Annotated in this window: 10 protein-coding genes; all 10 read left to right on the top strand. The window is 29.5% G+C overall.

Annotation, left to right across the window (positions count from 1 at the left end; all coding sequences use genetic code 11):
* Window positions 1–107 precede the first annotated feature (107 nt).
* The 10 genes from ACTHUW_RS02960 (at window position 108) to ACTHUW_RS02915 (ending at window position 13,721) form a co-directional block, all read left to right on the top strand.
* The gene (locus ACTHUW_RS02960) at window positions 108–1,856 is read left to right on the top strand and encodes a DUF4153 domain-containing protein (RefSeq protein ID WP_442196915.1); all 1,749 of its coding nucleotides are present in this window, start codon (window positions 108–110) and stop codon (window positions 1,854–1,856) included.
* 92 nt (window positions 1,857–1,948) lie between these two features.
* Window positions 1,949–3,547, top strand: a complete 1,599-nt coding sequence (locus tag ACTHUW_RS02955; protein WP_442196916.1) for a spore germination protein — start codon at window positions 1,949–1,951, stop codon at window positions 3,545–3,547.
* A gap of 17 nt (window positions 3,548–3,564) precedes the next feature.
* Entirely contained in the window at window positions 3,565–4,776 is a 1,212-nt protein-coding gene (locus ACTHUW_RS02950) for a Ger(x)C family spore germination protein (RefSeq protein ID WP_442212463.1), read from the top strand.
* Entirely contained in the window at window positions 4,766–4,987 is a 222-nt protein-coding gene (locus tag ACTHUW_RS02945) for a hypothetical protein (RefSeq protein ID WP_442196918.1), read from the top strand. The genes ACTHUW_RS02950 and ACTHUW_RS02945 overlap by 11 nt, the downstream gene beginning before the upstream one ends.
* Before the next feature lie 19 nt (window positions 4,988–5,006).
* Entirely contained in the window at window positions 5,007–6,092 is a 1,086-nt protein-coding gene (locus ACTHUW_RS02940) for a GerAB/ArcD/ProY family transporter (protein ID WP_442196919.1), read from the top strand.
* Between the two features lie 154 nt (window positions 6,093–6,246).
* Window positions 6,247–6,918, top strand: coding sequence for an L-serine ammonia-lyase, iron-sulfur-dependent subunit beta (gene sdaAB, locus ACTHUW_RS02935; protein WP_442196920.1), 672 nt, complete (start codon window positions 6,247–6,249; stop codon window positions 6,916–6,918).
* A gap of 15 nt (window positions 6,919–6,933) precedes the next feature.
* The gene (sdaAA, locus tag ACTHUW_RS02930) at window positions 6,934–7,815 is read left to right on the top strand and encodes an L-serine ammonia-lyase, iron-sulfur-dependent, subunit alpha (protein ID WP_442196921.1); all 882 of its coding nucleotides are present in this window, start codon (window positions 6,934–6,936) and stop codon (window positions 7,813–7,815) included.
* 28 nt (window positions 7,816–7,843) lie between these two features.
* On the top strand, window positions 7,844–8,368 hold the full coding sequence (gene nuoE / locus ACTHUW_RS02925) for an NADH-quinone oxidoreductase subunit NuoE (protein WP_442196922.1): 525 nt from the start codon (window positions 7,844–7,846) through the stop codon (window positions 8,366–8,368).
* Between the two features lie 3 nt (window positions 8,369–8,371).
* Window positions 8,372–10,120: an NADH-ubiquinone oxidoreductase-F iron-sulfur binding region domain-containing protein gene (locus ACTHUW_RS02920; RefSeq protein WP_442196923.1), complete on the top strand. Its 1,749-nt coding sequence runs from the start codon at window positions 8,372–8,374 to the stop codon at window positions 10,118–10,120.
* A 22-nt stretch (window positions 10,121–10,142) separates the two neighbouring features.
* A complete protein-coding gene (locus ACTHUW_RS02915) occupies window positions 10,143–13,721 on the top strand; it encodes a molybdopterin-dependent oxidoreductase (protein WP_442196924.1) in 3,579 nt (1,192 codons plus the stop codon).
* The last annotated feature ends 92 nt before the right edge of the window (window positions 13,722–13,813 follow it).

Here is a 13,813-nt window from a genome sequence, read left to right as displayed (position 1 = left end):
GAAGCTCTTTCTTCTGGGTTTAAATCTTTATTTCTTTCTCCTACTTTCTAATAATGATGTAATAATATATAATGAAAATATAATACATACAGAGAGAGGTGGCATTTATGAAAATCATTGAAAGATTTAAAAGACTTCCAAAGAGAATACTTGAAAGTTTGAAAAGATTTCCCTTATCTATATTATATTCAGCACTTACAGTTTGTGCTCTTATTTATATGGTTCATAATGAATATTTATTTAATAGTAATGAAGAATTATATTCAAGAATAGCTATGATACTAGCCCTAGGGGTTCCTCTTAGTTTATCAATATATATATATATTGAAACTAGAGAAAGTATAAAGAAACATATGATAATATTAGCGCACATATTTACACCAATAATTTTAATAGGATATTATTTCTTGTTTTTAAAGGAATTAAATTATATGTCTGGAAGCAGATATAGTGCATATATCATAGCTCTTTTTATAATATTTAGTTTCATACCTTATATAAAAAGAAAGAATAATTATGAATTATATGTTATAAGATTGTTTACTAGATTTATCGTTACCTATATTTATTCTATAGTGCTTTATCTAGGACTTGCAGCAATACTTGGAACAATTAATTTATTGTTTAATGCACAAATACCAGGAGAATTATTTGCAGATATAGCTCTTATAGTAGCAGGAATTTTTGCACCTATATTTTTCTTAGCAGATATACCAAAAAGAGATGAAAAAATCACCATTAGATCTTTTCCAAAAGTTTTAAAGGTATTACTTGAATATATAATACTTCCATTGATTGCAGTATATACTATTATATTATATATATATTTTGCAAAGATAATCATAACATCTGATTTACCACAAAATATAATAGGGAATTTAGTGTTGTGGTATTCAATTATAATGACAATAGTATTGTTCTTTATCTATCCACTTAAAGATAAAGATAGATGGATAAATAGTTTTATAAAAATATTTCCAAAAGCAATTATTCCTTTGATTGCTATGATGTTTTGGGCTATAGCTTTAAGGATAAACACTTATGGTATAACAGAAGATAGGTATTTTGTAATAGCAGCAGGAATTTGGGTTACTTTGGTTATGATATATTATTCTATAAAGAAAAATATAAATAATATTTGGGTAACTGCATCCCTTGCGATTATAATGATAATATCTGTAACAGGACCTATAAGTAGTTATTCTATTTCAAAATGGAGCCAAAATAATAGATTTGAAAATTTATTAGAAGAAAATGATTTGTTATCAGATTCACTAGCTATAAAGGCAAATGAAAACACAGATGAAGAAGCACAAAGAGAGATTAGTTCTATAATAAGATATTTTTCAAACTATCATTCACTTGATGATATGAAATATATTGGGAATGATTTTGATACTAGAGATATGAAAGAAGTATTTGGCTTTGAATTAAAAGAAGATTATATGTATCCTTATAATAATTCATCTTATTTTAGTCATTATTTAGATGATGAAATAATAATAGAAATTGATAATTATGATTATTTTATGCAATATAATAGTTATCAACCTCAAAATGCAAAAGATTTTAATGATAGTTATTCAATTAGATATAGCACCAATAATGATGAAATTACCATAAAAAATAATGATATTGAAATTTATAAGATAAGTATAAATGATCTAACAAGTAAAATTCACAAAGAAAATATAGATAAAGAACAATTACAAGCAAAAAACATGACATTTATAGATGAAAATGATGATATGAAATTAAAAATTGTATTTAAAAATATAAATGGATTTACTTTAAATTCCTCTGAAAAAGTAAATATTGAAAATGTTGAATTTTTTATATTTATAGATATAAAATAAGCAAAAAGATACAAAGAATATCATATTCTTTGTATCTTTTTGCTTATATAGGGCTAAACTACTAGTAAGTATATAAATATTGGAGTAGAGATATGAAAAGAATAAGAGATTTATTTAAAAAAAACAAAGATGAAATAGAAATAAACAATAATATCGAAATAAATACTATGGATGAAGATGCTCAAATAAAAAAGGATATAAATGAGAATATAAATATAATTAAAGTTCAATTAGGTAATAGTAGTGATGTGATTATCAAAAGGTTTTTTTCTGGAAAAAATAAAGATATAGAAATGGCAATTATATTTATAGATAATATTGTAAATAAAGATATGATTTATGATTTTTTATTAAAACCCCTTATGATTGAATCAAAAGATATAGATCTTTCAGGAAAAACAGAAAATAATTTAATGGATATAATTGTAGAAAACATTATTCCTGATGCAGATATGAAAAAAATAAATCAATATAAAGATTTATTTCAAAATCTTTTATCTGGTGAGACTATTATATTGATAGATAATTGTAACTCTTGTTTTTCAGCTGGTACAATAAGTTTTCAAGACAGAGGAGTGACAGAACCAAGCTCTCAAAATGTTATAAAGGGACCAAAGGATGCATTTTGTGAAACACTCAAAACTAATATTTCGCTTGTGCGTAGAAGAATAAAAAATGTTAATTTAAGAGTAGAAAAAAAGATAATAGGAAAAGAAACAAATACTAATATAGCTATAATGTATTTGGAAAATATAGCAGATGAAAAGGTATTAAAAAAATTGAATGATAGATTAAATAAAATAGATATAGATTCTATATTAGGTAGCGAATATATAGAAGAACTTATTCAAGATCAACCTTATTCACCTTTTCCAAGAACATACAATACAGAAAGGCCTGATGTTATTGCATCAGGATTATTAGAAGGTAGGGTAGCAATAATTGTGGATGGTTCGCCCTTTGTAATCCTAGTACCTTCCTTATTTGTAGAATTTTTTCAAGCAGCAGAAGATTATTATCAAGGAGCAGACATATCTAGTTTGATTAGAATACTAAGATATGGAGCATTTTTTCTTTCACTCTTTACACCAGCAATCTTTATAGCTCTAACCACATTTCATCCAGAAACAATACCACCTGGATTATTGATTAGTATAGTTGCACAAAGGGAAGGCATTCCTTTTCCAGCCTTGGTTGAAATACTTATAATGGAACTCACTTTTGAAATATTAAGAGAAGCAATAATAAGGATGCCAAAGACAATTTCTACAGCAATATCAATTGTAGGTGCACTAGTACTTGGTGATGCTGCTATTCAAGCAGGCTTTGTATCCCCTGCTGCAGTAATAGTAGTATCACTTACAGCACTTTCAAGCTTCATATCACCATCATATAATATAGCTATAACAGCTAGGATATTGAGATTTATATTCATGTTACTTGGTTCAAGTTTTGGTTTTTTTGGGGTAACTATTGGGCTAATTATCATGTTGCTACATCTTTGTAGTTTGGAGTCCTTTGGTGTGCCATATATGTCTCCTATGGCTCCTTTAGATATGTCAGGGCAAAAAGATACATTTATTAGATTGCCTGTATGGTATATGTTTAGAAGACCTAGAATGCTATCTGATAAAAATAATATACGTCAACAAAAGCCACTAGATGCAAAACCTAAAAAACCTAAAAAATAATTTAGAAAGGATCTTATATGAAGAAAAAAATAATATTACTTTTGATAATTATAATTTCTATTAATTTAATAACAGGTTGTTGGGATAAAAGAGAACTTTCAGAGCTATCTATTGCTTCTGCAATTGGAATAGATAGAGTAGAGGATGAGTATTTGGTAAGTGTTCAAATTATAAATCCTAGTGAAGTAACTGGCAAAAATTTAACTGAAAGAACAGAAATTATAACCTATGAAGCTAAAGGAAAGACCATGTTTGAAGCTCTTAGAAAACTGGTAAGAGATACCCAAAGAAAAGTTTATTATGGGCAATTAATGATTGTAGTTATAGGAGAGGAACTTGCAAAGAAGGGAATTATAGAAATATTGGATTTCTTTTCAAGGGATCATGAATTAAGATCAGATTTTTATTTTATAATTGCAAGAGAAAATAAAGCTGAAGATATTTTAAAGGTATTAACCCCTGTTGATAAGATTCCAGCAGAAAAAATATATAATAGTTTAGAGACTCAATCAGCATGGGGGCTTGTAGAAGTTATAAGTATAGATAAACTTATAACCTATATGGTAGATATAGGAAAAGATGCTACAATTTCAGGTGTAACATTAATTGGCAATAAGAATGATGGATCCACGGTAAATAATCTAGCTAAGACAAAACAAGATACTATTATAAGAGTAGATAATATTGCTGTATTTAATGATGATAAACTGGTAGGATGGTTAAATCAAGATGAGAGTAGAGGATACAATGCTATAGTAAATAATATTGATAGCAATATAATAACAGTGCCATGTGAAAAGGAAGGAGATATATCAGTTGAAGTTTTAAGAGCTAAGTCTACTATAAAGCCAAAAATTATAAAGGGAAGATTTGTAATAGATTTAGTTCACAAGGTAGAGGGTGATATAGGTGATGTGGAATGTCTTATTAATATTGAAGATAAGGAAAAAATTGAAAAACTAGAAAAAATATTAGAAGAACAAATTGAAAAGTATTTATATACTTCAATAAATAAAGCAAAATCTTTAAAGAGTGATATATTTGGATTTGGGCTTGCAATATATAGAAAATATCCTCATGAGTTTAAAAAAATAAATAAAAACTGGGATAATGAGTTTGCAAATTTAGATATAAATATAAAGACTAAAGTAAGCATAATTGGTACAGGTACAACCAAAGATACATTCACAGATAAAATAGATGAAGGAGAGCATGAAGATGAAAGGTAGTTTATTTGTAATAATTAGTTCAGTCTTAATTATAATATATGAATTACCTAATTTAAAAGGGCAAAATTGTAAAAAAGAAATATATTCTTTTGCTTTTCTTCTTTTAATTGCCACTATACTTGGAATACTTAAGTCTTTTAATGTAGAAATTCCAAATCCTCTAAAGGCAGTTGAAATAATATATAGACCATTAAATAATATTTTTAACTAAAGTCATGAAAGGAGATTATATGACTAAGATAAATATAAGTAGTAATCAAATTAGAAATTTAGTTTTTTTACAATACATAGCCACATCAATAATATTAGTACCATCAATTGCTGTAGATATAACCAAGCAAAATGCATGGATAACAGCTATAATAGGCTCGATGTTTAGCATAATAATGGTTTTAATATACAATAATTTAGCAGATAAAATGAAAGATAAAACTATTTTAGAATATATAGAATCTGTATTTGGAAAATATATAGGGAAATTAATATCTATATCTTTTATACTTTTTTTGACTATAGCATGTGCCACACAAATTTGGATTACAGGAAGCTTTTTATCTACTCTTATCTTACATGAAACTCCTCAGTATGTTATTCATATAATTTTCATGATAGCTATTGCTATAGCTTCAAAATTAGGTTTAGAAGTATTAGCCAGATCATCAGAACTTGTAACACCTTTAATAGTTATAAGCTTTTTTATAACTATATTATTATTATTAAATGAAGTAGATTTTAATTATATGTTTCCAATACTTGAAGATGGCATTCAACCTGTATTTAAAAGTGTCATACCCTTTATGACTTCAACTTCATTTACACTTATAGCACTATTTATATTTTTTCCAGCCAATGTTGATAATTTAAAGGAATCAAAAAAGGCATTTCTTACAGCTACTATATTAGGTACTATTGTATTACTTATTGTGATAGATTTTTGCATACTTGTTTTAGGACCAGAAATCACTGCAAGACATATGTATCCAACTCATATTTTAATGAAAAAAGTTCAATTAGGAGAATTTATACAACGTATAGAAATAATAGTAGCAATGCTTTGGTTTTTAGCTACATTTTACAAATTATTCATTTATTTTTATGGTCTTGCCTTTGGAATATCACAAATGTTAAAATTAAATGATTATAGAATATTAGTTTTACCCCTAGCCATGCTAATGGTAATATTATCTATTATTGTTTATCCAAGTAATATAAGTGCTCTAAGTTTAGATGCTAAAGTATGGGACCCTTTGGTTACAACATTCGGATTTGCTCTTCCGATAATATTATTGACTGTAGGTAAAATTAGAGGCAAATAAAATGTTTAGTAGATTTTTTATCATATATTAGATATTTCTTGTTACTTTTTGTATCTCTTAGAATATGATAATGTTAAATAAATTATAAATATATGACTTTATTGCTTTTAATATGCTATACTAATATTAATAATTTATTGATGAGGATGATGATATGAAAAATTACAGCGCATTTGATATAATTGGTCCTAAAATGATAGGACCATCTAGTTCACATACAGCAGGTGCAGCAAGAATAGCAAGAATAGCTTCAAAGCTTGTGAAATCACCTATTGTTAAAGTGGATTTTTTACTTCACGGCTCATTTGCAAAGACCTATAAAGGCCATGGTACTAACAGGGCTTTAATGGCTGGCTTATTAGGTTTTAAGGAATATGATGAAAATTTAAAAGAATCATTAAAAATAGCAGATGAAAAGAATATAAAATATAATTTTATTCCTACAGATTTAGGAGATGTTCATCCTAATACTGTAAAAATTTTGATATATCAAGTAAACAATCAAATAGTAGAAATTATGGGTTCTTCCATAGGTGGAGGAAATATAAAAATAACTGAATTAAATGGAATGAAATTAGAATTTGTAGGAGAATATCCTACCTTAATAGTAAAACATATAGATGGACCTGGGGTTATAACAAAGATAACAAAAGTATTGGCTGATGCAAATATAAACATAGCATTTATGAGTGTTTATAGACAAGACAAGGGAAAAGAAGCTCTTATGGTTTTAGAATGTGATGACAATCTTTCAAATAATATAATAAAGACTGTAGAAGCTTCTTCGGAAAGCGTAGAAGAAGTTTATCTAATAGATTCGTTATAATAAAGGAGCAATTAAATGTATAACTTTAAAAATGGAGTAGAACTTTTAAATATATGTAAAGATAATGACAAAAAAATATGGGAAGTAATGCTTGAAAGAGAAGCAGAAAATACTGAGATAAGTCAGGAAGAATTATTTAATCATATGAAAGATAATCTAATTACTATGATAAAATCAGTAGAAAAGGGTCTTAATAATAGCTTGAAATCCATGGGAGGACTTATTGGTGGAGATGCTAAGAGATTACGTGAGAGATATTTAAATAAGGATACCTTTTCAGGAAAAAGGACAATGAAGGCTGTTGCAGCCGCTATGGCTGTACTCGAAGTAAATGCTACTATGGGACAAATTGTAGCAGCACCTACAGCAGGATCATCTGGAATTGTTCCAGGAGTGCTATATATGATAAAAGATGAATATGATTTAGAAGATGATGTTTTAGTAAGGGCACTTTTTACAGCTTCTGCTATAGGATACATTATCACGAAGAATGCTACAGTAGCTGGAGCAGATGGAGGATGTCAAGCTGAGACAGGTTCAGCAGCAGCAATGGCTGCAGCAGCACTTGTTGAAATTGATGGAGGTAGTCCAGAAGAATCCCTACATGCAGCTTCAATGACAATAAAGAATATCTTAGGGCTTGTATGTGACCCTATTGCTGGACTTGTAGAAAGTCCATGTGTTAAAAGAAATGCCATAGGTGCAACAAATGCACTTATATCTGCTGACATGGCTCTTGCTGGTATAAAAAGCATCATACCATTTGATGAAGTAGTAGGTGCAATGAGTAGAGTAGGGAAATCGTTACCAGCATCACTTAGGGAAACTGCTTTAGGTGGGCTTGCTGCTACTCCTACAGGCAAAAAAATTGCACAAGAAATATTAGGAAATGATTAATTATATATAAATAAGGGGGATGTATAAAATGAATTGTTGTGGTGAAAATGAAAAGTTTATTTTAAGTAGTATTTCTAAAGAAGATGAAGCTAAGATTGATTCTATTTTAGAAAAATATGAGGGTAAAAAAGGTACACTCATCAGTATTCTTCAGGATGTACAGGCAGAATATAATTATCTACCTATTGATATATTAAACTATATATCAATGAAGACAGAAATAAAGCCTGCTAAAATTCATGGAGTAGCTACATTTTATACACAATTTAGATTAAATCCAGTAGGAGAAAATATGATAATGCTCTGCCAAGGTACAGCATGTCATGTAAACGGTTCTAAAACTATAGAACAGACTATATATGATGAATTAAATATAAATGATGGAGAAACTTCAGAAGATGGAATGTTTACACTTATAAATGTAGCATGTCTTGGATGTTGCAGTTTGTCTCCTGTAATGATGATTAATGATGATACTTATGGGAATTTAACTCCTCAAAAAACAAAAGATATTCTTAAAAAAGTTAAATTAGAAAATAAGAAGGGGGCATAAACCATGAAAATAGTTGTGGGACAAGGTAGTTGTGGAATAGCAGCTGGAGCTAATAAGGTATATGATAAATTAGCTGATCAAATAAAAAACAATAATTTAGATATAGAACTTGCATCTACTGGTTGTATAGGTATGTGTTATTTAGAACCAATTTTAGATGTCTTTGAAGATGATGGAAGTAAAACTACATTAGTAAATATGGATGAAGATAAAATAGATGCTTTTTTTCAAGATATTATTAAAAATCAAAAAAATAATGATCATACTATAGATGAGGTAGATGAAGATATATTATCAAAGCAAAATCGTGTAGCTCTTAAAAACTGTGGACATATAAATCCTGAAAGCATTGATGAATATATAGAAAAAGATGGATATAAGGCAGTTGAAAAAGCTTTAAAAACTATGAGCCCAGATCAAGTAATAGAAGAGATTAAAGTATCAGGATTAAAGGGAAGGGGTGGAGCTGGTTTTCCTACTTGGTTTAAATGGAATGCAGCAAAAAACTCACCTGGAGATAAAAAATATGTGGTGTGTAATGCAGATGAGGGAGATCCAGGAGCATTCATGGATAGATCAGTATTAGAGGGGGATCCACATAAACTTATTGAAGGTATGATAATAAATGGTTATGCTATGGGAGCAGATGAAGGAATAGTATATGTAAGGGCAGAATATCCTCTTGCAATAAAAAGACTTAATCATGCAATTAATGAAGCAGAAAAAAGAGGATTTTTAGGAAACAATATTTTTGGTGAAGACTTTAATTTTTCTTTGAGAATAAAAGCTGGAGCTGGAGCATTTGTATGTGGAGAAGAAACTGCACTTTTAGAATCTCTACAAGGAGAACGTGGCATGCCTAGACTAAAACCTCCTTTTCCTGCACAAAAAGGATATTGGGATAAACCTACAAACATCAACAATGTAGAGACTTTTGCAAATGTGTCTTCTATTATATTAAATGGTGGGAAATCATTTGCAGAGCTTGGAACAGAAAACAGTAAGGGTACTAAAGTGTTTGCACTAACTGGTAAAATCAAAAAAGGTGGACTTGTAGAAGTGCCTATGGGAATTCCTCTAAGAGATGTAATATATGATATAGGTGGGGGAATAAAGGAAGACAAAGAATTTAAAGCAGTACAGATGGGAGGACCATCTGGAGGATGTATACCAAAGGAATTATTAGATACGACCGTTGATTATGAATCAATATCTAAAATTGGAGCTATAATGGGTTCAGGTGGAATGGTTGTAATGGATGAAACTACTTGTATGGTTGATATGGCAAGATTCTTCTTAGACTTTACAAGAAAAGAATCATGTGGAAAATGTATCCAATGTAGGTTGGGTACTAAAAGAATGCTTGAAATATTAACAAGAATTACTGAAGGAGAAGGTAAGGCAGGAGACATTGCACTTTTAGAAGAACTTGGAGGCAAAATAAAGGAAGGTTCTTTATGCGGTTTAGGACAAACTGCTCCAAATCCAGTATTAAGTACTATAAAATACTTTAGAGATGAATATGAATCTCATATTTATGATAAAAAATGTCCTGCAAAGGCTTGTAAGGAATTATTAGAATATAATATTTTAGAAGATAAATGTATTGGTTGTGGAATGTGCCTTAGAAATTGTCCTGTAGATGCTATATCTGGAGAGAAAAAGGCAGTTCATGAGATAGATCAAGAAAAATGTATTAAATGTGGTAAATGTTATGATACTTGTAAATTTAGTGCTATTAATGTTGGATAATTTTGTAAGGGGGGAATAAATAATGAATAAAATTAGAATGAATATAAATGGAACTGAAGTTATAGGCCATAGTGGTCAAACAATATTAGAAATTGCTAAAGATAATAATATTGAAATACCAACACTTTGTCATGATGAAAGAGTTGAACCATATGGTTCATGTGGTTTGTGTATAGTAGAAGTTGAAGGAATGAACAAACTTTTAAGGTCTTGTTCAACAGTAGCTTCTGATGGAATGATAATTTCTACAAATACAAAAAAGGTAAATGATTCTAGAAAAATAGCATTGGAACTTTTACTTTCTGATCATACAGGAGATTGTAAGGCACCTTGTACATTAGCATGCCCTGGAGATACTGATTGCCAAGGTTATGTTGGACTTGTTGCAAATGGTGAAGATGAAGCAGCAGTAGAACTTTTAAAAGAAAAGCTACCATTACCTGCAAGTATAGGTAGGGTGTGTCCTCATCCATGTGAAACAGCATGTAGAAGAGATAAGCTTGAAGAGCCTGTATCAATAGCTATTATAAAAAGATTTGTAGGAGATGTAGATTTAAGAAACAAAGAGCAATTTATGCCAGAAATCAAAGCTTCAACAGGTAAAAAAGTAGCAATTATAGGTGGAGGTCCAGGTGGACTTACAGCTGGATATTTCTTAGCAAAGGAAGGCCATAAACCTACAATATATGAAGCAATGCCAGAACTTGGAGGTATGCTTAGATATGGTATACCACAATATAGACTTCCAAAGGAAGTACTAAATGAAGAAATAGAAATCATAAAAAATATGGGCGTAGAAATGCTTTCAAATATAAAAATTGGTAAAGATATAAAATTAGATTATATAAGAGAAAAATATGATGCAGTTTATGTTTCAATAGGCGCATGGAATAGTACTGAGTTAAATTGTCCAGGTGAAGAATTAGATGGAGTAATTGGTGGAATAGAATTTTTAAGTAAATTCACTTTAAATAAGCCTGTGAAAACTGGAGAGAAAATAGCAGTAGTTGGTGGCGGAAATACAGCAATGGATGCATGTAGAACTGCTATAAGACTTGGAGCTAAAGAAGTTTATGCATTATATAGAAGAACTCAAGCAGAAATGCCAGCAGAAGAAATTGAAATAGAAGAAGCAATGGAAGAAGGAGTTAATTTCAAATTTCTAGTAAGCCCTAGCGAAATAATAGGTGAAAATGGTAAAGTAAGTAAGGTTAAGCTTCAAAAAATGAAACTTGGAGAAAAAGATGCTAGAGGAAGAAGAAGACCTATACCAATAGAAGGTGAATTTGAGATATTAGAAGTAGATTCTGTAATATCAGCTGTTGGTCAGAAGATAGATATAAAGGGGCTTGAGGAATTAGAGCTTACACAAAGAGGGACTATAGCTGCAGATGAAAATTCATTTTCAACAAATCTTGAAGGTGTATTTGCTGGAGGAGATGCTACAAATAAAGGACCAGATATAGCAATAGCAGCTATTGGAGATGCTAAAAAAGCAGTAAATGTTATGAATGGTTATTTAGAAGGTAAGGCTGTTAAATATGAAAAACCTTTTTATGTTACTAGAGAAGATGTAGATGTAAAAGAATTTTCCCATAGAAAAATAGAACACAGACCAAGGTTGGAAGTATTGGATCCTGAAATAAGAAAAACTAATTTTGAAGAAGTTGTAAGTGGATATTCTGAAGAAGATGCAAGAAAAGAAGCCATGAGATGCTTAGAATGTGGATGTGGAGATTTATTTGAATGTAAACTACTTGAGTTTTCTAATGAATATAAGGTAGAGCCAGAGAGATTAGAAGGTGAAATGCACAATAGGAAAAATGATGATAATCACCCATTTATAATTAGAGACTCAGATAAATGTATATTATGTGGTTTATGTGTAAGAGTTTGTGAAGATGTAGTAAAATCTAATGCATTAGCACTTATTGATAGAGGTTTTGATACAAAAGTAGAACCAGCATTTGGAAAGACCTTACAAGAATCAGAATGTGTAAGTTGTGGAATGTGTGTTAGTGTGTGTCCTACGGGAGCAATGCAAGAAAGACAAAAAATAGTAAAGTCTGTACCTCTTAACACAAAAACTACTTCAACAGTTTGTTCACACTGTAGTGTAGGGTGTAATATGGATTTAAGCACTAAGGGTCATATGATTACAAGAGCTACCCCTATAAAAGACTCATCAGTTGATGATGGATTACTTTGTGCAAAAGGTAGATTTGGTTTTGACTTGAAGGATATGGGTTTAAGAATCACTAATCCTTTAGTTAGAAAAAATGGAGAACTAGAAGAGGTTTCATGGGAAGAAGCAATGCTATATATTGCTAAAAGAACTCAGAGTTTAGGTCTTTTATATGGTGATGATGCAATGGGTGTATCTATTTCAGATAGATATACCAATGAAGATATATATTTAGCACACAGACTTTCAAAGGAAGTGTTAAAAACTGACAATATAGGTTCTTTTAACAACCAAGAAGGTGGAATCAAAGAAGTATTAGGTTATGATGCATCTCCAAATACTTTTGATGAACTTGATGGGGTAGATACTATATTACTAATAGAAAAAAATATAATGCAAGAACAGCCTATTGCAGGATTTAAGATAAAAAATGCTCTAGAAAATGGGGCTAAATTAATATCAATAAGTCCAGAGAAGACAAGTTTAACAAAGCTCTCTAGCATATCTACTCATGCAAGTAATAATGTAGAGTTTTTGAAGGAAATATTAAAGTCACTTATTGAGCAAGGTTTTGTTTCAAAAAAAGATAACTATATTGGGCTTGAAGATTTAACAAATAATTTAGTTGACATAGAGGTAAGTGAAGAAGCTAGAGTGATAGCAGAAGCTTATGGAAAATCTAAAAATGCTATGATAGTATTTGAAGAAAAAGCTATTACATCAGATGCAGCAATTTTACTTGCAAATATGGCAGTTGTATCAGGACATATTGCAAGAGCTAGAAATGGAATAATTCAGTTAAAGCAAAACACCAATAGTCAAGGTCTTAAAGATATGGGTATAGCTAAAGGATTTGATTACTTTAAAAATAAAATTGAAAATAAAGACATAAAAGGATTGCTAGTATTTGGAGAAGATGTAAGTGATGTAGATCTTGAAAAATTAGAGTTTTTAATGGTACAAGATACTCATATTAGTGATACTGCTAAAAAAGCTGATGTAGTACTTCCAGCAGTAGGATTTGCTGAAACTAGTGGTACAATTACTAATACAGAAAGAAAAATACAAAGTTTAAACAAAGCTATTAAACCACTTGTTGCATATGAAAATTGGCAAGTAATAATGAACATTGCAAATATGTTAGGTAAAAACTTTGCTTATTCTAATTCTAGAGAAATATTATTAGGTATTGAAAAAACTAATCCAGATTATTTTGGATTATCTAAGTCTAAAAACAAAGATATATATTGGCCTATAAATAAAAGTAGAGTATTATATAGTGATGAATTTAATACTAAAAGCAAAAAAGCTGAATTGAAATCTGTAGATAATGGAGAACTTTTCATAGAATATAAAAATACAAATAATCTAACAAAATTCTTCGCTAAATATTTGCAAGAACAAAATTTAATATAAAATAAAAAATTAAGCATCTTTTAATCTAGATTAAAGGGGTTCTTTGTCAACTAGTGTTGTTAGAGAAAAATGAAACATTTTAATTGAGAATA

Origin of the sequence: Senegalia sp. (in: firmicutes) (genome assembly GCF_052088025.1) — a bacterium.
Taxonomy (GTDB): domain Bacteria; phylum Bacillota; class Clostridia; order Tissierellales; family SIT17; genus Anaeromonas.
The sequence above is the reverse complement of the archived record's forward strand: the minus strand, read 5'-3'. Positions and strand labels throughout refer to the sequence as shown.

Bases quoted from the DNA above. Each gene is read 5' to 3' on its own strand.
- ACTHUW_RS02960 (WP_442196915.1), top strand. From the start codon at position 108: ATGAAAATCATTGAAAGATTTAAAAGACTTCCAAAGAGAATACTTGAA.
- ACTHUW_RS02955 (WP_442196916.1), top strand. From the start codon at position 1,949: ATGAAAAGAATAAGAGATTTATTTAAAAAAAACAAAGATGAAATAGAA.
- ACTHUW_RS02950 (WP_442212463.1), top strand. From the start codon at position 3,565: ATGAAGAAAAAAATAATATTACTTTTGATAATTATAATTTCTATTAAT.
- ACTHUW_RS02945 (WP_442196918.1), top strand. From the start codon at position 4,766: ATGAAAGGTAGTTTATTTGTAATAATTAGTTCAGTCTTAATTATAATA.
- ACTHUW_RS02940 (WP_442196919.1), top strand. From the start codon at position 5,007: ATGACTAAGATAAATATAAGTAGTAATCAAATTAGAAATTTAGTTTTT.
- sdaAB (WP_442196920.1), top strand. From the start codon at position 6,247: ATGAAAAATTACAGCGCATTTGATATAATTGGTCCTAAAATGATAGGA.
- sdaAA (WP_442196921.1), top strand. From the start codon at position 6,934: ATGTATAACTTTAAAAATGGAGTAGAACTTTTAAATATATGTAAAGAT.
- nuoE (WP_442196922.1), top strand. From the start codon at position 7,844: ATGAATTGTTGTGGTGAAAATGAAAAGTTTATTTTAAGTAGTATTTCT.
- ACTHUW_RS02920 (WP_442196923.1), top strand. From the start codon at position 8,372: ATGAAAATAGTTGTGGGACAAGGTAGTTGTGGAATAGCAGCTGGAGCT.
- ACTHUW_RS02915 (WP_442196924.1), top strand. From the start codon at position 10,143: ATGAATAAAATTAGAATGAATATAAATGGAACTGAAGTTATAGGCCAT.